We start from the raw sequence: 25640 nt of genomic DNA, 5'->3' as shown, positions 1-25640 counted from the left end.
AATGGAAGCAGTCCTGACCAGATCAGAATGCAGGTGAACCTTCGCTCCAACGGCTTCGAGTCTGTCCTTGTATTTCTCAGTTGTAATGTAATGTACTTGGTCCCCTCGTGCTGCAAAGGCTTGCGTCATCCCGATCGTAGGGTTTACATGTCCTTCTGCCGGAAAGTTAACCATTAATATGTTTAACATTCATCATTACTCCTTTTCTCTACAATTAAGATCGCAGTTTTCACTGAATCTCTCAATCCATAATAACAATAATATTTATTTTTTCAAATGATATCCTTTCATGATCATGAAAAACATGTTGGCATGAAATGTGTATAACAAATATTTACCTCGTGCATAGTAAGGGGGAACTCTACTTAGCAAGGGAGGTTTTTTCTAAGTGAATGTTCAAAGAGCGCAAGAAATAGCGTCCTCTTCCATAATGGCGAATGTGTTGTGTGATGGGTTACCCATTTATATTCAGCATGTGAACGAGCAGAGTGAGACGGCACGCATTTATGCGCTGAACCATCCAGAAGAGGAACGGGAAGTACCTTTGTACACGTTAACGGAAAGAGATCAGGTACTGGAATAAGAAAGGAGCGATATGAAAAATGAAACCAAATCAACAGAAAGTAGTCGAGGCAGACCGTTTGAATTTTCGTGACCAGACGGATGATGTGGTTAGAGAAGTGCCGGCCACGACGGATGCCAGCGAAGTAGTTGCAGCAATGACCTCACATATCAATAAATACGATGTACCGGATGAGTTGGAGGAGAAATAGAGAATGACCGAGCGCGCACAGGATAACCTGTTGCGTGCTTTTTATATGATGCATAAGGATAACCAAAGATTTAGCAGCTCTGTAAGGGGCTGCTTCTTTTTATTGTTTCGAAAGCATCATAAATATTTTTAAAAAAAGTATTGCATATAGGTTTACTAGGTATTATGATAACAACAGATTTATATTTTTTTGTTTTTTACAATGGTATAAGGTTTAGACCTTAAAGATTTATGATCGGAGTGTTCATATGTTAATCCAAACTCCTCTGCGCTTTGAAAAAGTATCAGCTAAAAAAGTGAGTGATTTTATTAGAGAGCAGTTGGAAGAGGCTATTATTTTAAAGGAATTGCTTAGCGAGGAGCAACTACCGACAGAACGGGAACTCGCAGAAATATTTAATGCCAGTAGAATTACAGTTCGTGAGGCGTTATCTCAATTGGAATCCAAGGGACTCATTGAGAAGAGAGTAGGTGCCAAGGGAGGGACCTTTGTTCTTCCAGTGACAGCAAACTCTCATAAACGTACCCGGGAAGAAATTGCAAAAGATTGGGAGCACATGCTGAAGGTCTTTGAATATCGGATGATTGTGGAGCCGGAGGGGGCTTTTTTAGCGGCTGCGCGGATCACCACGGATGAACTGGACCTGCTTCAGCATTACCTGGAACAGAGTATTGAAGCGGACTGTACCCGAGAATGGTTTCGGGCCTTGGATGTTAAATTCCATCTGGCCATTGCCAAAGCATCTGGCAATCCATTTTGTGAAGATGCGGTTAGGCAGATTCGCACCAAGATTAACCCGGCACTTGATCTCATGCCCTATGATGATCAGATTCGGACGGTGAATTACGACGTCCATACAGAAATTTTGAGTGCACTTCGGGCACGAGATGCTGAGAAGTCGCGGGAAATGATGAAGCATCATATCGGACATTCCGCAGATGCCATTTATGCAAGAGTGGTTGCAAAAGGCTAACGATATCATACAGAAAAGAATACGATTCGAGTGGGGAGGGTGCAAACATGAACATACACGAGCTTTTGGCTTTATCTAGACCACTTCAAGAGCAATTGATCACATGGCGAAGGGATTTTCATCGCCATCCTGAAACGGGTTATGAAGAGATTCGAACATCGGGCATTGTAGCCGAGCACTTGCGTAGTCTCGGGTTGGAGGTGACAACCCAGGTAGGGAAAACCGGGGTTGTGGCTCTGTTACGGGGAAAAAGCCCAGGGCCTACCATCGGTCTAAGGGCAGATATGGATGCATTACCGATTCAGGATCAAAAAACGGTTCCCTATCGTTCGGAGATCCCAGGTAAGGCCCATTTATGTGGGCATGATGCCCATACAGCCATACTGATGGGAACTGCACAGTTACTTGCTCATTTGGAGCGACCTGAAAGAGGAAATATCAAATTTGTCTTTCAGCCGGCTGAAGAAGGTTTGGCAGGGGCCAAGGCTATGATCGATGACGGTGTATTGGAGAATCCAAAAGTGGATGCGATGGCAGGACTACATATGTTCCCGGGTCTGAAGACAGGAACACTGGGGGTCAGCAAAGGGGTCGCTTTTGCATCGGCAGATAGCTTAACCATTAAGATTCTAGGCAAAGGCGGTCATGCTGCCCGTCCACATGAGGGAATAGACGCCATTGCCGTGTCCGCGCAGGTTATTTCTGCCCTGCAAAACATTTCAAGTCGTATGGTTGATCCCCTTGAAACCATGGTCATTACGATTGGCAAAATTAGTGGCGGGTATATGGGAGCGGCCATTGCACCGGAAGTAGAGATGATCGGTACCGTGCGTACCCTATCTGCGGAACTGCGTAACCGGATGCCTGAGCTGATCGAACAGGTGGTCCGTGGGGTATGTGAGTCGTTCGGAGCTGGATATGAGCTGAGTTATCAGCAGGGCTACCCGGTTGTGCAGAACGACCCGGATATGGTCGATCTGATGACGGAAACGAGTGAGCAATTGTTTGGCTCCAAGGAGTGGGACTACATCAAACCGTCAACAGGCGGGGAGGATTTCGCTTTTTATTGTGAGCAGGTACCCGGCGTGTTTTTCCGGCTGGGATGTGGGAGAGGTGATGAAGATACTAGCTATCCATTACATCATCCCAGATTTGATTTAGATGAAATGGTACTGCCTTATGGGGTAGCCATGATGTCGGCCATCGCGCTGAATTTTTTGAAGACAACATAAAATTGGGATTAAGACGCTCAAATGCAGCTGTGTGGCAATATACAACCTTAATGGAGTGGAGTGGACAAGATGAATAGACATAAGTGGTTTAGAGGCGGGATTACGTTACTGATTGCTGCGATGATCCTGGCAGGCTGCGGTACCCAATCCACAGGCGATAGTAAAGACAGCGCAACATCGACCGACAGTAAAGTACTGACAATTGCTAATGCTACGGATATTGAAAGTTTTGATCCACATAACAATAACAATACGGCGAGTGAAGCTGTTCTGGTTAACGTATTTGACTACTTATTGAAAAATGATAGTCAGCAAAAGAAAGTACCTGGACTCGCTACTTCCTGGGAAAAGGTAGATGATACCACTTGGCGTTTTCATCTGCGCGAAGGGGTAACCTTCCATAACGGTGATCCATTCACAGCCGAAGATGTGAAGTACACGATAGAAAGAGTGGCAAAGGATAACACACTCAAACAAAATTCCTACTTTAAAAATATCAAAGAAGTGAAAGTGGTAGATGAACATACGGCAGACATCATCACCGATGGACCTGATCCGTTGCTGTTGAATCGTTTATCCAAAATGGGAGCTGGCATCTTACCTTCCAAGTATATTGAGAAAAATGGGATAGAGGCATTCCTTAAGAATCCGATAGGTACGGGCCCTTATAAATTTAGCCAATGGATCAAGGATGACCGGGTGGTACTCGTTAAAAACGATAAGTATTACGAAGGTCAGCCCAAATGGGATCAAGTTGTCTTCCGCTCCATTCCAGAAGCCTCTACGCGTGTATCTGAACTGCTCGCAGGCTCGATTGACATTGCATCTGGTATCCCTTCCACGGATATAGAACGTGTTCAAGGCGAAGAGGGTAAAAAAATCGTTAAGGCTCCGATCCAGCGTGTGCTGCAATTGATTTTACGTCAAAGTCAGGGAAGTATTACGGCTGACTCCAAAGTGAGAGAAGCGATAGATCTCGCGATTGATAAAAAAGGAATCGTAGACAGCATCGCAGGCGGTGCTGGGATTGTAACCCGTACTTCCGTTACACCAGGCAACTTTGGTGCCGATCCTTCCTTATATGAGAAAACATTATATGATTCGGCTAAAGCCAAGGAACTGCTGAAGCAGGCCGGTTATGCTGGCGCAGGCCCGACATTGACCCTTTCAGTATCCTCAATATACAAAGAGTATGCCGAGGTCGTAGCCGCCATGTTAAATAAAGAAGGATTCAACATTAAATTGGACGTGCTGGAGCCAAGTGCTTTCAGTGAGCGTTACAGTTCCAAATCTTTCAAAGAAATGTTTATGATCGGCATTGGTAATTCTCTATTTGATGCTTCCAACAACTATAATCGCTATCTGGTAGAAGAGGCAAAAGGCGAAACGGATTATAACAATCCGAAGGTAGAGAAGCTGCTGCAGCATGCGCTGACGAATTTGGATACAGCCTCGCGTGAAAAAGAGTATCAGCAAGTGCAACAGATTTTGGCTGAAGATCGTCCAGCCGTATATTTGTTCCAAATGGAAGGGATTTATGGCACCGGTAACGGTGTGAACTTCCAACCGAGAAGCGATGAAATGTTCTATGCAGAGGATATTACACCTGCTAAATAAAGATGAGAAATGAACGGGCGGGGACCTCAATGAAGGTTCCTGCCCGTCCTTTTAAAAAAAGCCTGCTGGTTACGGAGGTGACAGATTGAAAACGTATATCGCTAAATCACTGCTTCAGGTTATTCCTGTACTGTTGATTGTCTCCCTTATTGTATTCATCCTGGTGAGGGTAACCGGGGACCCTGTGGCGCTTATGCTGCCGGAGACCGCTACAGCTGAGGATCGTGCAGTGTTAACGCAGGCGCTGGGGCTAGATCAGCCCTTATATACGCAATACATTAAATTTATTGGCAGTGCCTTACAAGGAGATTTTGGTACCTCGTTTCGCTATGGTGAATCGGCTTTGCCGTTAGTATTGGAACGGCTGCCTGCCAGTTTTGAATTGGCAGTAGCCGCCATGATTTTTGCGGTCATCATTGCTGTGCCGTTGGGCGTCATCTCAGCAGTCAAACGGAATACCTTTACCGATTTAATCATTTCCAGTTTATCCGTAGTCGGAAAGGCCATGCCTAACTTTTGGATGGGGATTATGCTCATCTTATTATTTTCCGTCATGTTAGGGATGCTTCCGGTGTCCGGCCGGGGCGGGATGGATCATTTAATACTCCCGGCCTTTACACTGGGTGTCGGCCTTTCTGCACAGATGACCCGACTCATTCGCTCCAGTATGCTGGACATTTTGAATCAGGACTATATTCGAACAGCCCGAAGTAAAGGGATTCTAGAAATCGTGGTTATCGGAAAACACGCTTTCCGCAATGGATTGATTCCGGTCGTTACGATTATGAGCTTGCAATTTACGAGCTTGATCGGAGGTACACTGATTACAGAGACGGTATTTGCATGGCCGGGTTTGGGACAGTTACTTGTCGTCGCTGTGAATACGCACGACATGGCTATCGTTCAGGCTGCTGTATTTGTGATTGCCTTTATTGTGGTGGTCAGCAATATTTTAACCGATGTCGTTTACCGACTGCTTGATCCAAGGATTAAATACAACTAGAGAGGGGAGGGGGAAGCGTGGCAGGCATTCATGATGTACAAGCCCTTGGTCCAGATCTAAACCTGGATGGCAAAAAGCAGACACAACCGTCCGGTATCGGACGCATATGGAAGCAACTATTACGAAGTAAAACCGGAACGGTCGGCGCAGTAATCTTACTGCTCGTTAGTTTAACGGCATTATGTGCCCCTATGCTGGCCAGTCACAATCCTGCGGAAATTGACCCGCTTAACCGTCTGAAACCGCCTATGTGGCTGGATGGTGGATTGCCGAAACATTGGCTTGGTACAGATAACCTAGGACGAGATATGTGGAGTCGTATCGTATATGGAGCGAGAGTTTCGCTTATCGTCGGTATTGGTGCAGTTCTGATCTCAGGCACCATTGGCGCAATACTCGGCCTCCTCGCCGGGTTTTATGGTAAATGGGTGGATGCCACCATAATGAGAGTTGCCGACGCCTTTTTGGCTATTCCGGCTATTCTGCTGATGCTGGTTGTCTTGGCCGTGGTAGGGCCTGGCATGACTACGCTCATTTTCGTCATTGGCGTTACAAATTGGGTTTCTTATACGAGAGTTGTCCGGGGCGAGGTATTGAGTATCAAGGAACGAGACTTTGTTAAAGCAGCCAAGGCGATTGGCTCTAAAAATAGTAGGATTTTGTTGAAGCACATTTTACCGAATGTCCTGTCTTCGTTTATCGTCATTTCCGGTATGAATGTAGCAACGACGATTATTATGGAAGCTTCTCTTAGTTTCCTCGGGTTAGGGATTACACCGCCGGCAGTGTCCTGGGGTGGCATGCTGAGCGATGGGAGACAGTATATAGCCACGAGCTGGTGGGTGGCAACGTTTCCCGGTCTGGCGATTACCATCACAGTCCTGGGCGTCATTTTTCTAGGTGACTGGCTTCGCGACGTGTTAGATCCCCATATGAAAGCGAAAGAATAGCAGAAAGCGGGGGATCGGAAAAGATGACCACGAGATTGCTTGAAGTGAATCATTTGAAAACCTACTTTAAAACGGAGGATGGCATCGTTCCTTCGGTCAACGGTGTCAGCTTCACTGTGAATCCAGGCGAAACAGTAGCTATTGTTGGAGAGTCCGGTTCCGGTAAAAGTGTAACCTCCTTGTCTATTATGGGTTTAGTGGCAGCACCAGGTAAAGTCGTGGGCGGGGAGATTCTGCTTGAAGGACGAGACTTGCTCCAATTGTCCAAGGGAGAAATGCGCAAATATCGGGGAAACGAGGTATCCATGATTTTTCAGGAGCCAATGAGTTCGTTGAATCCTGTATTTACGATTGGCAACCAAATCAGTGAGGTCATCCGGCAGCATCAGAAGCTGAGCAAACCCGAAGCACGGCAGAAAAGTATAGAGATGCTGGAAAGGGTAGGTATACCTGGCGCGTCGAAAGTGGTAGGTTATTTCCCACATCAGTTGTCGGGAGGAATGCGTCAGCGGGTGATGATCGCAATGGCCTTGGCCTGCCAGCCAAAACTGCTCATCGCTGATGAGCCGACGACGGCTCTGGATGTAACGATACAGGCTCAAATTTTGAATTTAATCCACAAGCTGAGCAAGGAAGAGAATACAGGCATCATTCTTATTACCCACGATTTAGGTGTCGTCGCGGAAATGGCTGACCGGGTAGTCGTGATGTATGCCGGGGAAGTAGTCGAGGAAGCGGACGTATTTGAATTGTTCGAAAAGCCGGGCCATCCCTATACGATCGGACTGCTAGGATCACTCCCTAAGCTTACGGAACAGAGAGAATGGCTGGATTCCATTCCCGGTACCGTTCCTAATATGATGCAGATGCCAAGTGGTTGTCCATTTCATCCCCGCTGTCCTTATGCCCAGGAACAGTGCACAAGGATTCATCCTGAAATACAGGCTAAGAATCCAGGACACTATGTCAGATGTTTACGGATGGAGGAGGTGTCAGTATGAACGAGACAGCACAGAAAACACCGCTTCTCGAAGTGAATGGGCTCAAGAAATATTTTCCGATGAACAAGGGCTGGTTTTCCAGAAAGAGCGGTTATGTACGGGCGGTTGATGATTTGAGCTTTAAGGTGATGCCAGGAGAAACCTTAGGTATTGTAGGGGAATCAGGGTGTGGCAAATCAACAACAGGACAAATGATTACACAACTGCTAGAACCCACGGCAGGCGAAATTCGTTTTCAAGGGCAAAGCCTGTCTGATTTAACAGACGAAGAAGTCCGTAAAGTCAGACGAGATTTACAATTTGTATTTCAAGACCCGTATTCCTCTTTAAATCCAAGAATGAAGGTTTTTGATATCGTCGCGGAACCGCTGCAGGTACACGGGATTGCTAGAGGCAAGGAGCTTAAAGCTGAAGTTTTTCGACTGTTGGAAACGGTAGGGTTAGGCGCGCATTTAGCGGATCGGCATCCCCATGAATTCAGTGGCGGGCAGCGTCAACGGATTGGCATAGCGAGAGCACTGGCTATGAAACCGAAGCTCATTGTTTGTGATGAACCTGTATCCGCGCTGGATGTGTCAATTCAGGCTCAGATTTTGAATTTGTTAAAGGAGCTTCAGCAGCAGTTCCAGCTTACCTACATTTTTATTGCCCACGGGTTGCCCTCCGTCAAGCATATTAGCGACCGCATCGCGGTGATGTACTTGGGCAAAATCGTGGAGCTTGCAGATCGTGACGAGTTGTTTGCAAGACCGCAACATCCGTATACAAAAGCATTGCTTGAGGCAGTGCCTGTTCCTGATCCGAGGCTGCGTAAAGAACGGATCACATTGACGGGGGAAATCCCCAATCCTGCCAATCCGCCTTCGGGCTGTACTTTTCACACGCGTTGCCCCTATGCACAAGAGATATGCCGACTACAGAGTCCATTGCTCGAAGAGCATACTCCAGGACATATTGCTGCCTGTCATTTTCCCCTGCATGAGCAGGTGGCTCACGAATAGATGAACTTTTGGAAGTAGGCGTTAACCAAAAAAAGGAGGCTACTCATGAATAAACGATCAATTGTACCGGAGGATTTGTACGGATATCAGTGGATCAGTGATCCCACAATAAGCCCCGATGGAACGATTGCCTACGTCAATAAAAGCATAGATCGCCCAAAGAATGACTACCAAACACACATCCGTGTCGCATCCCTTCTTGGGAACGACGATCAGCCGTTGACCGGTGGCCACAAGGATTCGGCTCCAGCTTGGTCACCCGATGGATTACAGCTAGCTTTTTTACGTCTGGCGAATGGAAGCAAACAGCTATGGACGGTTCCGGCTGAAGGTGGAGAGGGACAGCAGCAGACGGAGGTGAAGCGGGGAGTGGGTGCATTCGTCTGGTCACCGGACGGAAAGTATATTGTATTCACAAGTATGGTGAGTATACACGCTGAGCGGGAAGCCATGGGGCTTGAGGAATATAGCAAGCAATCCGGTGAGCGGGGACGTATCGTGGATCGTACCACTCCCAAAGCTGAAGGATCGGGCTGGTGGAATGGTCTATTTAGTCATTTATATGTATTGGAGCTTGAAAACGGCCGGATCACGCCAATAACGTCGGGACCTTGGAATGCATCTTACCCTGTATGGTCCACGGACAGCAAGCAGATTTCCTTCTTGTCCAAACGTGTAGACGACGACATGAAGGATGCAGACATGCTTTCGTTTTCGGATGTGTATACGATCGATTGCGACGGCGGTAATCTGGTGAAAGTTACGGATTCCAGCTTGGCGATTAGCCAATTTTCGTATGCCCCAGACGGCAAATCTTTGACTCTGATCGCCAGTGATCGCATTTATGGAAGTGGTAGCCAGAATCGACTATACACCGTGCCTGTTACGGGGGGAGCCCCGGAACTATTGGTTCCTGAATTAGACATGCAAATCGGCAACTTCGCCTTAAGCGATATGAAATCATTTGGTCCGTCTCCATCTCCGTTATATGCTCCTGCACGATTGAAGCCAGCGATGTATGTGCTCGGGACGTTGCAGGGTGCTGTTCATATATACCGCATCACAATGGACGGGGATGTTCAAGCGGTGACTGGCGGAAGTGATAGAGATATCTATCAGTACACGCTATCTGCTGACGGCCGCTATTTGGTTTTTGCTGCACTTGATGTGGACCGGCCAGGCGAGCTGTATCAAATGAATCTGGAGACAGGGGAAGAGAAGCGACTTACGCACCATAACGACGATCATATGGCTTCCTTGCAAGTGAGTTCACCAGAGACGTTTTGGTTTGAGGCTTCGGATGGCTTCAAGGTACAAGGATGGATTTTCAAACCGGCCGGAATGGTACCGGGGGATCAGGTTCCTTTGATCTTACAAATTCACGGCGGACCCCATGCGATGTATACCGGCACGTATAGCCATGAAATGCAGACGCTCCTTGCGCAGGGATATGCCGTGCTCATGACCAATCCGCGCGGTAGCTTTGGTTATGGTCAGGATTTTGCTCAGGCCTGCCGGGGGGACTTTGGGGGAGGAGATTATCGTGATCTGCTGGACGCCTTGGACTTTGTGCTGAGCCAGTTTGATTGTATAGATGAAACCAGGCTCGGGGTGGCTGGCGGCAGTTATGGCGGCCTGATGACCAACTGGATCATTTCTCACACGAACCGATTTCGAGCTGCCGTTACGCAACGCTGCATCTCCAACTGGCTCTCCTTCTATGGCTTGAGCGATATTGGTATTTCCTACACAGAGGGAATCGTTGGGGCTAACCCGTGGGAAGATCCTGAGCTACTCTGGTCCAAATCCCCATTGGCACATGTAAATAGCATTGAAACTCCGTTGCTGATTTTACACGGCGAGGAAGACCTGCGCTGTCCTGTTAGCCAAGGGGATGAGTTGTTTACGGCTCTTAAGCGGTTGGGTAAAATAACACGCCTCATTCGATATCCCGGGTCCAATCATTCATTGCTAAAGAGCGGTAAACCGTCCCTTCGTGTGGATAACTTTGAACAAGTGGTGGCTTGGTTCAATTCCTGCTTGAGTAAAGGAGTATACTCCAATGAGTAAAGTGAAATTGTCCATCCCAGTGGCCTTTCTGATCGAGAACTTATGTACGAGTGGTGAACCAAAAGACGTCATCATTGAATGTATCAAAAAACAGGATTTCACTCCTTTGCTCGACAAGGTTAAAGAAAAAACAATGGATTTCAAAGAACGTTGTCAAACGGCAGAAGACATAGGAGACGAGTGGGAAGAAGCGATCCTTAGTGGTTATGAATTTAAGTTTTTACACATCAATGGATTGAAAAGGCTGCTTTATTTTCGTTTGGATCGAGCCCTAGATCGCGATTATGAGCAAGATGGGATCACGTTGAAAAATCTGTATCTTGATCCTATCGAAATTGATACTTTACAAGGGCTCATCGGCAGACAGTGGCAGGTGATTGCTGAAGACAATGAAGCTGCAGGTAACGTGCAGAGGAGAGTCAGCATTAAGCTTTTATACCGAAATGAAGATGATTCTTAAAAAGCAAATAGTATTTAATGCCCAAACGTACAAATGATATTGCCCATGTGTACGTTTTTTTCTGTTTGTTTTTTTGTAAAATAATATATAAATGATTTCTGTTCAAACTAAATGGACCAGGCGCTCTCATAGCGGCGTTGTCTCTAATAAGTTGAAAAGCCGAATTCAGAATTGTAGGAGGGAATTATGATTGATGTATTCAATGAACAGATTCAAAATCTAGATCCAGAAATAAGTGAAAGTGAAGGTGAATTTGAGAAGAAAGATATTTCAAAAGTGTTAACTATAATATGGATTTTTATAATTTATAGTGAGTCTGTCATTCTTCAACATTTGTCCAGCGGTCTAAATCTGCCGCAAAGTGTCTTATTCACTGTAATCATCATATTGCACATCCTCTTGTACTTGCATGCTCAAAGAGTTGCAAAATATTTTTCATGGGCTTATTTTGTTGTGCAAGGGGGATTGATCTTTTCAAGTGCATTTCTTCTACCTGAAAGTTTCTCCATTGTACTGGTTGGGTTAATGCCAGTTTTGGTGGGTCAGAGTATAGGCATTTATTACAAGCCGCTTAAGGTTATTCTTGTATTTTTGATCTCCTATGTACTTTTTTGTGTGGCTGTGGTCTGGCATAATGATGGCAAGCAATTTGTGTTGTTCATCCCGCTGTTTTTTCTAATTGCAGTTGTTATAGTAGCTTATGCCGTTCTTTTTCTCAAACAAGTCAAAGCACGAATCCGAACGCAAAACGTTCTTAAAGAACTTGAAATTGCACATCAAAAGGTCGAAGAACTTACAATTGCTAACGAACGACAACGTATGGCCCGTGATCTTCATGATACGCTGGCTCAAGGGCTTGCTGGGCTAATCATGCAACTTGAAGCCATTGATGCCCATCTGACAAAAGGAAGTACGCAAAGAGCTCAGGAGATCGTCCAACAATCGATGTCACAAGTGCGAAGAACATTGTCTGATTCAAGGCGAGCTATAGACAATCTGCGTTCGAAAACCATCTCGGAAGTTGATTTTGCAGAAGCAGTGGAGGAAGAAATACAGCGATTTACAATGGCTACGAGCATTCGTGTAATACGCAACATCAAAATTAAAGCTTCAGTTCCCAGACTGGTGTTCGAACATGGATTGTTTATTATAAGCGAGTGTTTAACCAACGTAGCGAAGCATTCACATGCTAATACCGTATGGATTAATATTTTAGATAACGAAGGCAAGATTGAAATCGAGATTCGCGATGATGGAAAGGGATTTGATACGGATATTATTGCCAAGCAAACAGGGCATTACGGAATAATAGGTATACATGAACGTGTACGGATACTGGGTGGAAAAATCAATATTAGCAGTATATTTCAAGAAGGTACAGCTATAAAAATAGAGGCGCCTCTTACTAAAGGAGACCTATCATGAAATACAAGATTTTAATTGTCGACGATCATTGGGTAGTTAGAGAAGGATTAAAGCTGGTGCTGGAGACCAATGACAGTTATGAGGTTATTGGTGAAGCCGGAGAAGGTGTAACGGCTCTTAAATTGATTGAAGAACTTCAGCCACATGTCATATTGTTGGATTTATATATGCCACAAATGAGTGGTTTGGAAACCATGAAAGCCCTCAGAGAAAAACAAAATGAAACACCAGTCATTATCCTGACGACCTATAACGAAGATGATTTAATGATTAAGGGACTCTCTTTGGGAGCAAAAGGATATTTATTAAAAGATACCAGTCGAGAAAATTTATTTCGCACTATTGAGTCTGCGCTAAGGGGGGAAACGCTGCTTCAGCCAGAAATAACAGCAAGGGTATTCGCTGCCACGAATAAGAGAGAAGCTGAGATAGAGTCACACGAAAGAAACTTAGTTCTGACTGATAAGGAAAAGTATATATTAAAGTCTGTTGCACATGGTTATAAAAGTAAGGAAATTGCGTTTGATATGGGAATTTCCGAGCGTACCGTAAAGGCACATTTAACGAATATTTATAACAAGCTTGGTGTTGATTCCAGATCGGAAGCTGTTGCTGTTTCGCTGGAACGTGGTATTTTACAGCTTTAGAAATAATAACTGAAAATATGTTATTTATTTGCCCAGTCGTACATAAGGTGCTTGCCCCTTTGTACGATTTTTTTGTTTGTTCATTGTTATAACATGAAAAAAGGATGAAAAAGTTTACTTGACCCACGGGTTGCTGATAGCACCTTTAGAAGAGGGAATCAGAGAGGATGACATTAGTTGAAGAGAAAAGGAATCAGAATAATGATTGCAGGGGTTGCATTAGCTATAGTAGCTTCTGGTTGCTCCAGTGCAACGGAGAACTCTGTAACACAAGCCAGTCACCCGGTAAAAGTGGAGAAACTTGCAATGAAACCTTTGACCAATGATTTTAATTTGGCGGGGACATTGCAGGCAAGTAATGAGGCCAATGTTTCCTTTGAAGCGGATGGACGTATATTGAACACCATGGTCGAGGTTGGAGATTCAGTAGAAAAAGGGAGTGTCCTTGCGAAGTTAGATACATCTGCTTATCAGTTACAGCTGGATCGGGCAAAGGCAACCATGGAAAAGGCACAGGCGGGTGTTAGCCAAGCGGAGGCTTCTGTTCAATCGGCACAGGCGGGCATTCATAGTTCACAATCCCAGGTCAATGCGGCCCAATCCAAATTGCAGGAATTGAACAATGGCGCCAAAAAGCAGGAGATTGCACAGTCTCAAAATGCGGTTACTGTAGCAACTAATAATTACAACAAGAAGAAAGCGGATGCCGCACGGTCCCAAAGTCTATTCCAGGCAGGTGCAGTATCCTTAACGGAAAATGAGAATGCACAGTTGGAATTAACGAACGCACAAGAAAGTTTAAGTGATGCGCAAGAGAAATTGTCTCTTTTGCTTGCAGGGGCATCCCAAGAACAACGTGCACAAGCTTCGGCTGGGGTAGATCAGGCTAGAGCAGGGCTGGAGTCAGCTAGGGCTACTAGGCAACAAGGGATAGCCAGCAAAGCCCAGGCGCAGGCTACCTATGAGGATGCACTGGCTGCTTATGAACAGTCATCCTTGTCACTGAAAAAAGCTACTTTAACCTCCCCGATCACTGGTGTTGTGATTGAAAAAAAGATATCTGATGGTCAATTGGGCTCCAGCGGGAGTGAGGCATTTGTTGTCGGAAATATCAAGACTTTAAAAGTACTTCTCCCCGTACCGGACAGTGAAATCTTATCGTGGAAGAAAAACCAAAAAGTAAATATATCTCTCTATGATGAAATCAGAACAGGGACTGTTACCCAGATCTATCCATCGACTAATTCCAAAACGGGGAGCATCAATGTGGAAGTTAGCATTGCCAATCCTGAACTGGATTGGAAGCCTGGTCAAGTCATAAGCGCATCTAAAAGCATGGATCAAAACGAAGCACTTTTAGTGCCCGTAGAGGCCGTAATTAGTACGGGAAATGACCCTTATGTCTTTAAAGCTATAAATGGAAAGGCCGTTAAAACAGTGATTAAACTGGGAAAAGTGACTAATAATCAGCTCGAAGTTGTCTCTGGACTACAGGCAGGCGATCAAATCGTTACGCAAGGAGCAGGCACCTTATTTAATGGTGATTTAATTGGGAATGATGTACTTGGGAAATCGGAGGAGTCGTCCGAATGATTAAATATATCGTTAAAAAGCAGAAAATTACACTCATTTTCTTTGGCATGTGCATTGTGCTAGGGCTCTACAATTTTACATCGTTACCTAAACAGGAGCAGCCCGATGTTATTCCCTTGTCAGCCAGTGTTACAACCATCTATCCGGGCGCCTCACCCGAAAGAATCGAGCAAACCATTACTAAGGTCATGGAACAGAAAATTAAAGCAGTACAAGGTGTCAAAACGATTTCTTCCACTTCATCTAAAGGCCAATCCAGTATAACTGTAGAAGCTTTTGAAGATGCGGACCCGACAAAGGTGTGGGCTGATCTTCGTACAAAGGTACAGGATGCACAGTCCGAGCTTCCAGATGATGCGATGCAGCCTATTATCAATGATAGCATGACAAGCTCTTTCATTGGTTCATATGCGATTACTTCTGATAAAATTGAGAATTTATACTCGTTAAATGAATTGATGAACAAATGGAAGGATCAATTAAAAACGGTTTCGGGTGTTTCGCAAGTTAATATTCAAGGAATACCAGATCAAGAAGTACGAATCAGTTTAGACACACAAAAGATGCAACAATATAACATCTCCTGGGAGCAGGTCGTTCAAGCAATCAAAAATGAGAATGAAAGAGTTCCTACAGGAAGTATGGATTTCAATGAGCGTACTTATCAGCTGACGGTAAATGCCTCTACCGATCCATCTATTCTAAATAACGTCCAGATTTCAAGCAATGACGATGGATTCCCGATATCTCTCAAAGATGTAGGGACAGCCTCACTTGTTTTTAAAAAAGCGGCTAGTTATACGTATGTGAATAACAAGCCTGCTATTTCAATCAGTGTGAGTGGAGATACGGGCACAGACGTGCCAACGGTATCTAAAGCGACAACAGCCAAAATTAATGAACTTGTGAGCAGTTTACCGAAGAATGTGCATTTTGAGCTGCTTTTTGCACAAAATGATCGAGTCAATGAAATGTTTGGAAACCTGACCAAAGAGATGATCATCGCTATTATATCGGTCATTGTTATATGTACATTAGGTTTAAATTTGCTGACTTCTGCATTTGTTGCCTTGGCCATTCCTGTTTCCATCGCCATCGGCTTTATTTTCTTGCCCACAACAGGAATCACGCTGAATCAAATTTCATTCATCGGATTAATCATTGTGCTAGGGATATTGGTTGATGATGCCGTCGTGGTCAATGACAATATTGAACGCCGACGCACTGAATTTGGGGAAGATGCTACGGAGGCGGCTATTAAAGGGACGAAAGAGGTATCCTTATCGATCATTACAGCTACGCTAGCTACGGTTGCAGCATTTGCCCCGCTTTTATTCCTGCCGGGCACCATTGGTGACTTTATTAAACCGATACCTACCGTTATTTCGTTAACGATGCTGGCTTCCATGATTATGTCGCTAACGATCATTCCTATTTTCCGTCAATGGTACGATCAACGTCGTAAAGGAAAAGAGAGTAGTAAGAAAGTTAAGCCACCTGGACTTCTGGGGAATCAAATCCAGTCTCTATCCAATGTGTACTCTAAAAACTGGATGCCAAGGATCCTGCGACGTCCACTGTTAACAGCGCTTATTGGTCTTATGATGGGTACAGCAGCTTATGGACTACTTGCTGTTGTTCCCATTGAATTATTTCCGGATTCTGATAAAGCGGATGCTACGATCAGCGTAACGATGCCAGAAGGAACGTCGTTGCAGGCAACCAATCAGGTTATTAACGAGATTGGGAGCTGGGTCAAAAAACAGCCAGAAACAGAGCGACTGGCGGCAACGGCAGGTGGAGGAGCACCTCAGCTGTACAGCGATGTTGCAGGTGGTCACGGCTCTGGGGGAGCGGTAAACGGCCAAATTGCTGTCGTTGGAAAAGAGGGGCTATTTGATCTCAAAAAAACAGTGGATAACTGGACCCATACGCTACAAGCTAAATATCCATCTGCATTAATCAGCATTCGTGTTCCCCAATTAGGTATTCCGGTCGGCAGTGCGGTGTCTATCCGTATTAAAGGAGAAGACATGGATAAGCTGCAAAACATGACAACTAAAGTCAAAGAAATTGTTGCGGGGACCCCCGGAGCTGTAGATGTGACCGATAATATGGGTATGCAAAGCTATAATCTGAATTTCCAAATCAATCAGCAAGCCCTGGATAAATATCAGGTTAGCTATTCCGATTTAACGCGTACCTTGTTACTAATGGGTGACGGTGTGAATGTAACGGATTTTGATACGGGTAAAGAATTGCTTGATATAAATGTATATATGAACAAACCAAACAATGATCCTGAGGTATTATTCCAACAATTAAGCGTGAACAATTCGGCAAGGGAGCAAATCCCCTTATCCCAATTAGCCACGATGAAACCGGACTTTTCCATCCAGCAAATCCACCGCTATGATTTGGAACGGACGGTAACGATCTCATCCGATGCAAATGGGCGTACAGCTACAGAACTCACTCAGGACATCCGTAGCAAACTTACCAATACACAGTTTGAGCCAGGCTACACATGGGAGATGGGAGGGGAAACATCCGCGCAGTCCGATATGTTTAAGGATTTGGGCAAATTAGCTGTGATTGTTATTTTTCTTATTCTCCTCTTAATCACCATGCAGTTTTACTCGGTTTCCACACCGCTAATTATTATGACCACTGTTTATCTGGCAGCGGCAGGAGGAATCCTTGGAAGTTTTATTTCAGGGATGCCCATTGGATTCATGAGTATTATGGGTATCATTTCACTTGCTGGTATCGTCGTGCGTAACGGTATTGTGTTAATAGAGTTTATTGAAGATGCGCGGCGTGAAGGCGCTGATTTAACAGACGCGATTCTAATGGCATGCTCTGCCCGTTTCCGTCCGATCTTGCTTACTTCGCTAACTGCGATTGTGGGTATGATCCCCATTGCCACAATAGGGGAGATCTTGTTCAAACCGTTGGCAACGACCATTATTTTCGGACTGATTTTTTCAACTATTTTAACATTGTTTGTAGTTCCAACTCTGTATATGGTCGTAGCTCATCTGAAGCTGAAACGGAAGCATAAGAAGGAAAAGGCTATAAATAGCGATAGCTCAATGACCTTGTAGGTAAATATAGAAAAGAATATACTTCATTTTTCCTTATTATTATGAAATCGTACATTAGACGAGTGTCTTAATGTACGATTTTTTCTTTTGTGATTATTATTTCATTGACAGAGTCCACAAAAATCATTACTATAATTGTTGCAAAAGTCCACTAAATTGGGGGAGTTATGATCAATATAAATGCTAATATTATAGCGGATATGAGGCGTTTTAATCGGTTCTATACGAATATACTGGGTGTTTTAGATAGACATGTGCTGGATAGCGGATATTCCTTTACCGAGGCCCGTGTCATTATAGAGATCGGGTTGATCGAGCCATGTATTGCGAATTCTCTAGTCGAATCTCTTAAAATTGATCGCAGCTATATGAGTAGGATCATTGCTAAATTTTGCAAAGAGGGCTTTCTTGTTAAGGAAAATTCAACGTTGGATAATAGAACAAATCTGATTCGTTTGACTCCTAAAGGAAAGGAGTTCTATAACCAACTGAATGAAAGGTCTGATGAACAAATTCTAAAATTAGTTCAAGGACTTTCAGAAGAAGAGATAAAGGAATTACATGCTTCTATGTTGTTAATTCAGAAGAAATTGGATAATTTGGAGAGGATACAGAATGATACGATTTGAATGCGACTATACCGAAGGTGCTCATGAGCGCATATTAAAGCGACTACTGGAGACTAATGATGAACAAACTCCAGGTTATGGTGTCGACGATCATTGTGAAAAAGCCAGAGCATATATTAAAGAAGCATGTGACTCCCCAAATGCGGATGTACACTTTTTGGTTGGAGGTACACAGACCAATACCACCGTCATTTCTTCTATTCTGCGTCCGCATCAAGGCGTCGTTGCGGCAGTTTCTGGACATATTGCCGTACATGAGACCGGAGCGATTGAAGCTACTGGGCATAAAGTACTTACTTTGCCAAGTGATGATGGGAAAATCCGGGCCGTGCAGGTAAAGGAGCTGTATGACGCTCACTGGAATGATGCCGCTCCTGAGCATAGTGTACAGCCCGGGATGGTTTATATTTCCCAACCTACTGAAAATGGAACGATTTATAGCAAATCAGAGCTAGAAGCATTAAGTAGAGTCTGTCAAGAGTGTGGTTTACCACTGTTTATAGATGGAGCCCGATTAGGCTATGGCTTGGTGGCCGAAGATAGCGATGCATCTTTAGCAGATATAGCACAGCTTTGCGATGTGTTTTACATTGGCGGGACCAAAATTGGAGCCTTGATGGGAGAAGCAGTAGTCATTCTAAATGATACATTGAAAAAAGATTTCCGATATATGATCAAGCAAAAAGGAGGACTGCTGGCTAAGGGAAGAATGTTGGGCATTCAATTTGAAACTTTGTTTGAAGACGGTTTATACGTTGAAATCTCCAAACACGCTATAGATATGGCCATGCTGCTTCAAAACGGATTATCTGAGCAAGGGTTTTCTTTTCAATACCGTTCTACAACCAATCAGCAGTTTCCGATTTTACCAGATCGTATACTAAAGGCATTGAGTGAAAAATATACTTACTCCTTTTGGGAAAAGGTTGATGATACACATAGTGCAGTTCGATTCTGTACCAGTTGGGCTACGAAGAAAGAAAATGTTGAAATGCTGATTCAGGATATTAAAGCATTGCGATAAAGGTCATAGAAAGAGTAATTTATAATTTTAAAGATGGAGAATGACTATGGAATAGCCATACTTCGTTGCATGCATTGCAGCGAAGTATGGTTTTTTTGTGCATTTTACTTATTCCAAAGCGGCTTGTCTTTAGTTCCATGAAAGAGCAAGTGGATATAAAAATGGAAAAACAAGACAAGAGCGGATGTATAAAATCGGCGTCTAATTCTTTACACTGAATATCTACCGAACCTGCTTGCGGTACTGAAGAGGGGAGAGCCCAGTTATTTTTTTGAAGATTTTATTAAAGTGGGAAGCATGACCGAACCCAACTTCCTCTGCAATATGCTGGATTTTGTCTTTGGTGGTTCGAAGTCTTGTTTGGGCCGCTCTGACCCTCACTACGCGGATGTATTCGCTGAAATGAAAACCAGTCAACTTTAGAAAGATACGGCTTAGGTACGCTGGACTAATGAAAAAGCAGGCGGCCACTTGTTCGAGAGTTAACGGTTCATTGTAATGATCCTGAATAAAAGAAGAAATTTCCGTGATTTTCTGATGCATGGGATGAGAGGAAACAGGTTCACTTCGCTCGATCGATTCCGATCGGTGCACCAGGATAAGCATTTCCAACAGTAAATGCTGTACGCAACGGTCATGCAGAGGCTGCTTATTCCTGCATTCGGTATTCATCTGTAGGAATAAACGTTCAACCTCCACTTGCTCTCTCGCAGGTAAGCGAAGCAACGCGGATTGCTGATACGGCGGCAGGTCAAGAATGTCATGATCCTGCTGTGGGAGAAACGTCGGAGAAAAATGAATCAAGATGCGCTCTGTTTCCTGCAATTGCGTACTGGCGGTAGAGTGCAAGTCATGAGGAAGGATGAATATCAGATCTCCCTTGCGAGCGGTGTATACCTTGCCATTCATAAAATAGATGCGTTCGCCTCGCAGTAAGAGATACAGCTCATAGTTCTCGTGGACATGAGGCCGGGGCATAACTGTGAAACCGGTACGATAGATGTGATGAATGGAGAATTGTTGTTCGCCAATGACATATTTATCTTCTTTCATTTCATTCATGTGCTTCTTCCTTTACAAATTAAGATAAGTAAGCGCATTCATATACCAACAGTATATATGACAACCTGCCAATGATAAAAGCAGAAAAGATTGATGAAAGGAGGTGAAGGCGCTTCTGAACGTCTCGGATCGTATTTTTATAAAAATATGCGCTGATGTGGAAGAAAATCTTAGGGAGGAAACAGAATATGAGCAAGCAGCGTACATGGAAAAAGGTGCTATGTAATGTGGTTGTGGGTTCATTGTTGTTGACCTTGTGCCCACCACTAATCCAAGCGGAGCCTGCGGTAGGAACAGAGATCGCAAAGGTGGCAAAAGTGGCGACGGATATTCCGGCGTTTCCGGGGGCGGAGGGTGGCGGTAAATATGTTACCGGTGGACGCGGAGGTGAAGTGTATGAGGTCACCACGCTGGCAGACTACGGCAAAGGGGAACAGATCATACCCGGATCTCTTCGCGCAGCGGTCAGCTCCGATAATCGGACGGTCGTATTCCGGGTGGGTGGAACGATTCATCTCAAGGAGCCACTTAAAATCTTGGGAAACAACCTGACGGTTGCTGGTCAGACAGCTCCTGGCGACGGTATAACTGTAAGCGATTACAAAACAGGGATTGATGCAGATAACGTCATTCTCCGTTACCTGCGTTTCCGATTGACCGACCGTTACCCCAGTGAGGATGACGCGTTAGGGGCCAGATACCATAAAAACATAATGATTGATCACTGTTCCTTTAGCTGGTCGGTGGATGAGGTACTGAGCCTGTATGACAACGTCAATACAACGGTACAATGGTCCATTGCGTCCGAAAGTATGCTAATGACCACTCACCAGAAAGGTCGCCACGGCTATGGCGGCATATGGGGCGGACGAAATTCCACCTATCATCATAACTTGTTGGCTCACAATGCAAGCCGTAATCCGCGTTTTCCAACCGATAAAAAACAAATCGATGCTGTGGAAATGACCAATAATGTCATTTATAACTGGGGGTTTTTCTCTTCGTACGGCGGCGGTGAAGGATCGTATAATGTGCTAAATAACTATTATAAGTATGGCCCCAACACATATCAGGACGTTCGCGGTCAAATCTTTGTGGACGTGGGTAGTAAAAAATATAAAACACGCATCTTTATTGGTGGTAACTACATGTACGGCAATGACTCGGTTACAAAAGACAACTGGCAGCTTGGAACATCCATTGGGTCAATTATTGATCCTTCCACCCGTTTGGCGGAGCCGATTGAAGTTAGAGGGGAATACGACAACGGAATCTCACCAGATGCGTATGGTCCATATCAAGCGACAGATGCACAAACCGCATATACTGAGGTGCTTGCCGGCTCAGGAGCCACGCTGCCAAGAAGAGATGCGGTGGACGCTCGAATTATGAATGATGTGAACAATGGAACGGGTGCGTTTATTAACTCTCCGCGTGAAGCAGGGTGGATTTATGACGATTATAACGTAACGACGACGGAGCTTTCTGACAGTGACCATGATGGAATGCCAGATGAATGGGAACGTGCCAATGGGCTGGACCCCAATAATGCAGATGACCGTGACGGTCAGGGGCTTGCCGGTACAGGGGCGTATGCTCATTTTGCCAAGGGTTATACGAATCTTGAGGTCTATTTAAATGATCTTATTGAGAAGCTAGCGAATGGAAATGAGGTGGATAATCCAGAGGCCGTCGTTCAGGTGTCGGATGCAAACGGACGTTCACTAAAGCATAACGATATTTTGGAAGCAGGCCGGGATGCGACCATAACAGCAACAGCCAAGGACAAAGATGGTATTGCTCACGTTGAATTTATCATTGACGGCAAACTTGTTGGTAAAGTAGAGACCGCACCTTATCATCTCGATTGGAATCATGTAACAGATGGTACCCACAATATTATTGTACGGGTGACCGACCGCAAGGGGACTGCTGTATTTTCCAATCCTGTTACCATTCACGTCAATACGACTGCGCAATCGGGAAGTTGGCTCAGCGAAGAGATTGGCTCTGAGGGCAATGATGGTTATATAAAAGGGCATACACAGGTCTTAAAAGAAGATGCTAGCGGTAGCAGCATACGACTGAAGTCAGCGGGAGACGTTGACGGTAAGGCAGATATTTTCCATTATGCTTATCAAAAATGGGAAGGTGACACTGAGATCACAGCCCGTGTGGAACAAATTACCCCGGTGGATGATAATGCCGAAGCGGGTGTAATGATTCGTGAATCGCTGAAGCCTGGATCAAAAATGGCTTTTATGTCTTTAGCATTTGTTAAATATGGCGAACAGGGTATTCTTATCAGTCGTGATCAAACGGATGGTAAGACGAAACGTGCGTCAATGGAGGCTTTTATTACAACGCCATATTCGGTTCGTCTTGTACGACAAGGACAAAAGGTTACCGGCTGGGTATCCGCAGATGGTGTGACGAACTGGGAGAAGGTTGGTGAAACTGTTATAGATGTGCCGGATAATCAGCCGTTATTGTTCGGGTTGGCTACTGATGCATCCAAACAACAAAACGATGTATGGAATTACAATACGTCGGAATTCAGCAATGTCACCATCCGCAACCTGACAGACTCAGGAGGAACTCATCCCACTAGTGTGGTGGTAGCGACCTATGGCCCTGCTGACTTTAGATCTCTTCAGGCAGCTATTGACGCAGTCCCTGACGACAGCAACACAAGGACAGTTATCCATCTCAAAAACGGTACGTATCGTGAAAAAATAAAGGTGAATTCCTCCAAAAAAAATCTGAGCATTATCGGAGAAGATCGCGACAAAACGATCATTTCTTTTGATGATACGGCCAAAACCGTGGTGGACGGAAAAGAATTAGGAACAAGCAACAGCTATACAATGCGTGTGCAAAGTCCCGATTTTGTGTTGGAGAATATCACGGTTGCCAATACAGAAGGAACTGGGCAGGTGCAGGCTGTAGCGTTATATGCCGAAGGCGATCGTGGTAAGTATCACAATGTCAAAATTACCGGCCTACAGGATACGTTGCTTGTGAACCGTGGCAGACAGTATTTCAAGGACAGCTACATCAGTGGCAGTGTAGATTTTATATTTGGCAATGCACCTGCCGTGTTTGATAATTCGATCATACACAGCCTGCGTGCTGGATATGTGACAGCAGCTTCAACAGAAGAGAACAAGCCGGGCTTTGTATTTATTCAATGTCGTCTGACAACAGAAAATGGCTTGACAGGCAAGGTGGATCTCGGACGGCCATGGCGCCCTTACGCTCATGTTACTTTTTTGAAGACCTATATGGATGACCATATCAAGCCGGGCGGCTGGAACAATTGGGGTAAGGAATCCAATGAGCAGACCGCAAGATTTGGAGAGTTTGACAACTTTGGGCCAGGTGCGGAAAGTAGCGGGCGTGTACCTTGGGCCAAACAGCTTACCGCCGATGAAGCAAGCCAGTACACCGTTGAAGCTGTTCTGAGCGGGACAGACCATTGGGATTGGCGTCTTTAAATTTGATGTTCAATGGTTAAGCGGGGCAAGCGCTTCTAGCGTTCAGTCTCGCTTATTTCTATAGTTTGAGTAGAGGATACATACTTAATTTTCGGTGTTGAAAATACTTGTTTATATGGTAAATGTTTGCTATGTTAAAAGTGCATTTATTTCAAATTGTAATTTATTATTGATTTGGAGGTGTAAGGTATGGCACGTGTGTTAGTAGTGATCACGCCTGCTGAAGGCCATGTTAATCCGACACTAGGATTAGTGAAAAGGTTGGTAGACAGTGGGGAGGATGTTGACTATGTGTGTACGGAAGAATATCGTACGAGAATTCAACAGACAGGAGCACAGATGATCACCTACCCTTTTGTTGATGATGCTTTTTCTAAAGACTCTGATTTAAAGCCAGCAGAATACAAACATCATTATCAATTTGTGTACATGATGGTAAAAGGTATGATTCTTCCGATTATTCCAGAGGTTTTGAGAGTTATTGAAAACAGAACCTATGATTATTTAATCTATGATTCTTTGATGGGCTGGGGAGGCACGATTATTGCACAGAAGCTAGGAATCCCTGCTGTGTGCTCTATCGCTTCTTTTGCTTTCGTAGAGCCGTTGGGATCGGGACAAGGCATGAATGACAATGATCCGGAGGTAAAAAAGTTGTACACGGCTACGATGCAAATAACGCATCAACTAGCTAATGAGCTTCAGGTTGACGCTCCGGCTATAGAAGAGATTGCTCCTCATGGCGGGCGCTTAAGAATAGTTTATACAAGCCGCTATTTTCAACCGCAAGCCGAAAAACTGGATCACAGTTTTATTTTTACAGGTCCTTCTATTGTACCGCGTAAAGATGCTCCATCTTTCCCGTTCGAACAACTTCGTGTTCTGCATCCACAGGCGGTTTACATTTCAATGGGTACTATTTTGAATAAAGACTTGGAATTTTATAAGCTTTGTTTTGCAGCATTTCGCGATTTGCCTGTGCAGTTTGTGCTGTCTTCAGGCAATTATACAGACATGGAGCCATTGGCCCCGTGTATCCCTGACAATTTTATAATCAAGCCTTATATTCCGCAATTGGAAATGCTTCAGCATGTGGACGCTTTTGTTACACATGCGGGGATGAACAGTACAAGTGAAGCCCTATATTACAATGTACCGCAGGTCATGATTCCTTTAACATCGGATCAGCCGATCGTAGCCAGTCGGGTGCAGGAACTGGGAGCGGGTGTTGTTGTGGATAAAAATGAGCTTACACCCGCTAGTTTGAGAGCTGCCTTATTAGAGGTATTGAGTCATCCAACCTATAAAGAACAGGCTCATGTGATCGGCGAATCATTACGCCAGGCTGGTGGGTATAGACATGCTGCAGATACAATTATGAGTCATTTCTCCGCCATAGAAAAATAAGCGCAGTCTATATACTGTGATTCCTTTCTTTTAAAGCAGCAGATTTTTCAAACTCTAATTTCTTCGAAATTGCCAGGAGACCAAGGGAGCAGATGATTAGGGCCAAACATACCCAATAGGTGTTTCGGTAACCAATCCATTGAGCGGTTAATCCGCCCATCAAGCTCCC

The 25640-nt window shown here is 44.6% G+C and carries 20 protein-coding genes and 1 pseudogene; 19 read left to right on the top strand and 2 right to left on the bottom strand.

What is annotated here, in order from left to right; genetic code table 11:
- Positions 1 to 189 (bottom strand): annotated as a pseudogene (locus GRP75_RS07925) (macrolide family glycosyltransferase); the annotation flags it as partial.
- Positions 190 to 388: 199 nt separating this feature from the next.
- Between GRP75_RS07925 and GRP75_RS07920 the strand changes: the two are divergent.
- The 17 genes from GRP75_RS07920 to GRP75_RS07845 all read left to right on the top strand — a co-directional run bounded on the left by GRP75_RS07920 (position 389) and on the right by GRP75_RS07845 (position 19505).
- A complete protein-coding gene (locus GRP75_RS07920) occupies positions 389 to 583 on the top strand; it encodes an H-type small acid-soluble spore protein (RefSeq protein WP_023990429.1) in 195 nt (64 codons plus the stop codon).
- A 19-nt stretch (positions 584 to 602) separates the two neighbouring features.
- Positions 603 to 773: a hypothetical protein gene (locus GRP75_RS29165; protein WP_202404039.1), complete on the top strand. Its 171-nt coding sequence runs from the start codon at positions 603 to 605 to the stop codon at positions 771 to 773.
- Between the two features lie 247 nt (positions 774 to 1020).
- Positions 1021 to 1746, top strand: coding sequence for a FadR/GntR family transcriptional regulator (locus GRP75_RS07915; RefSeq protein WP_023990426.1), 726 nt, complete (start codon positions 1021 to 1023; stop codon positions 1744 to 1746).
- A gap of 47 nt (positions 1747 to 1793) precedes the next feature.
- A complete protein-coding gene (locus tag GRP75_RS07910; protein WP_028541761.1) occupies positions 1794 to 2978 on the top strand; it encodes a M20 metallopeptidase family protein in 1185 nt (394 codons plus the stop codon).
- A 69-nt stretch (positions 2979 to 3047) separates the two neighbouring features.
- Complete coding sequence (locus tag GRP75_RS07905; protein ID WP_160789028.1) at positions 3048 to 4595, top strand: ABC transporter substrate-binding protein; 1548 nt, start codon at positions 3048 to 3050, stop codon at positions 4593 to 4595.
- 85 nt (positions 4596 to 4680) lie between these two features.
- On the top strand, positions 4681 to 5598 hold the full coding sequence (locus GRP75_RS07900) for an ABC transporter permease (protein ID WP_023990423.1): 918 nt from the start codon (positions 4681 to 4683) through the stop codon (positions 5596 to 5598).
- Between the two features lie 17 nt (positions 5599 to 5615).
- Positions 5616 to 6548, top strand: coding sequence for an ABC transporter permease subunit (locus GRP75_RS07895; RefSeq protein WP_160789027.1), 933 nt, complete (start codon positions 5616 to 5618; stop codon positions 6546 to 6548).
- A gap of 23 nt (positions 6549 to 6571) precedes the next feature.
- Positions 6572 to 7549, top strand: coding sequence for an ABC transporter ATP-binding protein (locus GRP75_RS07890; RefSeq protein WP_023990421.1), 978 nt, complete (start codon positions 6572 to 6574; stop codon positions 7547 to 7549).
- Entirely contained in the window at positions 7546 to 8550 is a 1005-nt protein-coding gene (locus GRP75_RS07885; protein WP_053326145.1) for an ABC transporter ATP-binding protein, read from the top strand. The genes GRP75_RS07890 and GRP75_RS07885 overlap by 4 nt, the downstream gene beginning before the upstream one ends.
- A gap of 45 nt (positions 8551 to 8595) precedes the next feature.
- Positions 8596 to 10620: a S9 family peptidase gene (locus GRP75_RS07880; RefSeq protein ID WP_160789026.1), complete on the top strand. Its 2025-nt coding sequence runs from the start codon at positions 8596 to 8598 to the stop codon at positions 10618 to 10620.
- Entirely contained in the window at positions 10613 to 11080 is a 468-nt protein-coding gene (locus GRP75_RS07875; RefSeq protein ID WP_028541766.1) for a hypothetical protein, read from the top strand. Before GRP75_RS07880 ends, GRP75_RS07875 begins: the two co-directional genes overlap by 8 nt.
- 186 nt (positions 11081 to 11266) lie before the next feature.
- Entirely contained in the window at positions 11267 to 12505 is a 1239-nt protein-coding gene (locus GRP75_RS07870; protein WP_028541767.1) for a sensor histidine kinase, read from the top strand.
- A complete protein-coding gene (locus tag GRP75_RS07865; protein WP_069080157.1) occupies positions 12502 to 13152 on the top strand; it encodes a response regulator in 651 nt (216 codons plus the stop codon). The genes GRP75_RS07870 and GRP75_RS07865 overlap by 4 nt, the downstream gene beginning before the upstream one ends.
- A 201-nt stretch (positions 13153 to 13353) precedes the next feature.
- Positions 13354 to 14745, top strand: coding sequence for an efflux RND transporter periplasmic adaptor subunit (locus GRP75_RS07860; protein ID WP_076295680.1), 1392 nt, complete (start codon positions 13354 to 13356; stop codon positions 14743 to 14745).
- On the top strand, positions 14742 to 17852 hold the full coding sequence (locus tag GRP75_RS07855; protein ID WP_160789025.1) for an efflux RND transporter permease subunit: 3111 nt from the start codon (positions 14742 to 14744) through the stop codon (positions 17850 to 17852). Before GRP75_RS07860 ends, GRP75_RS07855 begins: the two co-directional genes overlap by 4 nt.
- 167 nt (positions 17853 to 18019) lie before the next feature.
- Complete coding sequence (locus GRP75_RS07850) at positions 18020 to 18481, top strand: MarR family winged helix-turn-helix transcriptional regulator (protein WP_160789024.1); 462 nt, start codon at positions 18020 to 18022, stop codon at positions 18479 to 18481.
- Positions 18468 to 19505 (top strand): threonine aldolase family protein, encoded by a 1038-nt coding sequence (locus tag GRP75_RS07845; protein WP_160789023.1) that lies wholly within the window; start codon positions 18468 to 18470, stop codon positions 19503 to 19505. Before GRP75_RS07850 ends, GRP75_RS07845 begins: the two co-directional genes overlap by 14 nt.
- Before the next feature lie 222 nt (positions 19506 to 19727).
- On the opposite strand, the gene GRP75_RS07840 is transcribed toward GRP75_RS07845, so the two are convergent.
- On the bottom strand, positions 19728 to 20567 hold the full coding sequence (locus GRP75_RS07840) for a helix-turn-helix transcriptional regulator (RefSeq protein ID WP_160789022.1): 840 nt from the start codon (positions 20565 to 20567) through the stop codon (positions 19728 to 19730).
- Positions 20568 to 20755: 188 nt separating this feature from the next.
- Here GRP75_RS07840 and GRP75_RS07835 point away from each other — a divergent pair, with 188 nt between their 5' ends.
- Positions 20756 to 24064, top strand: a complete 3309-nt coding sequence (locus GRP75_RS07835; protein WP_160789021.1) for a pectinesterase family protein — start codon at positions 20756 to 20758, stop codon at positions 24062 to 24064.
- 189 nt (positions 24065 to 24253) lie between these two features.
- Positions 24254 to 25471: a macrolide family glycosyltransferase gene (locus tag GRP75_RS07830; RefSeq protein WP_160789020.1), complete on the top strand. Its 1218-nt coding sequence runs from the start codon at positions 24254 to 24256 to the stop codon at positions 25469 to 25471.
- Positions 25472 to 25640 lie beyond the last annotated feature (169 nt).

The organism is Paenibacillus sp. OT2-17 (assembly GCF_009827695.1).
Taxonomy (GTDB): Bacteria; Bacillota; Bacilli; order Paenibacillales; family Paenibacillaceae; genus Paenibacillus; species Paenibacillus polymyxa_B.
This window is presented reverse-complemented; position numbering and strand designations above follow the sequence as displayed.

Coding starts and splice junctions, on each gene's coding strand:
- GRP75_RS29165 (WP_202404039.1), top strand. CDS start 603: ATGAAACCAAATCAACAGAAAGTAGTCGAGGCAGACCGTTTGAATTTT.
- GRP75_RS07915 (WP_023990426.1), top strand. CDS start 1,021: ATGTTAATCCAAACTCCTCTGCGCTTTGAAAAAGTATCAGCTAAAAAA.
- GRP75_RS07910 (WP_028541761.1), top strand. CDS start 1,794: ATGAACATACACGAGCTTTTGGCTTTATCTAGACCACTTCAAGAGCAA.
- GRP75_RS07905 (WP_160789028.1), top strand. CDS start 3,048: ATGAATAGACATAAGTGGTTTAGAGGCGGGATTACGTTACTGATTGCT.
- GRP75_RS07890 (WP_023990421.1), top strand. CDS start 6,572: ATGACCACGAGATTGCTTGAAGTGAATCATTTGAAAACCTACTTTAAA.
- GRP75_RS07885 (WP_053326145.1), top strand. CDS start 7,546: ATGAACGAGACAGCACAGAAAACACCGCTTCTCGAAGTGAATGGGCTC.
- GRP75_RS07880 (WP_160789026.1), top strand. CDS start 8,596: ATGAATAAACGATCAATTGTACCGGAGGATTTGTACGGATATCAGTGG.
- GRP75_RS07875 (WP_028541766.1), top strand. CDS start 10,613: ATGAGTAAAGTGAAATTGTCCATCCCAGTGGCCTTTCTGATCGAGAAC.
- GRP75_RS07870 (WP_028541767.1), top strand. CDS start 11,267: ATGATTGATGTATTCAATGAACAGATTCAAAATCTAGATCCAGAAATA.
- GRP75_RS07865 (WP_069080157.1), top strand. CDS start 12,502: ATGAAATACAAGATTTTAATTGTCGACGATCATTGGGTAGTTAGAGAA.
- GRP75_RS07860 (WP_076295680.1), top strand. CDS start 13,354: ATGATTGCAGGGGTTGCATTAGCTATAGTAGCTTCTGGTTGCTCCAGT.
- GRP75_RS07855 (WP_160789025.1), top strand. CDS start 14,742: ATGATTAAATATATCGTTAAAAAGCAGAAAATTACACTCATTTTCTTT.
- GRP75_RS07850 (WP_160789024.1), top strand. CDS start 18,020: ATGATCAATATAAATGCTAATATTATAGCGGATATGAGGCGTTTTAAT.
- GRP75_RS07845 (WP_160789023.1), top strand. CDS start 18,468: ATGATACGATTTGAATGCGACTATACCGAAGGTGCTCATGAGCGCATA.
- GRP75_RS07840 (WP_160789022.1), bottom strand. CDS start 20,567: ATGAATGAAATGAAAGAAGATAAATATGTCATTGGCGAACAACAATTC.
- GRP75_RS07835 (WP_160789021.1), top strand. CDS start 20,756: ATGAGCAAGCAGCGTACATGGAAAAAGGTGCTATGTAATGTGGTTGTG.
- GRP75_RS07830 (WP_160789020.1), top strand. CDS start 24,254: ATGGCACGTGTGTTAGTAGTGATCACGCCTGCTGAAGGCCATGTTAAT.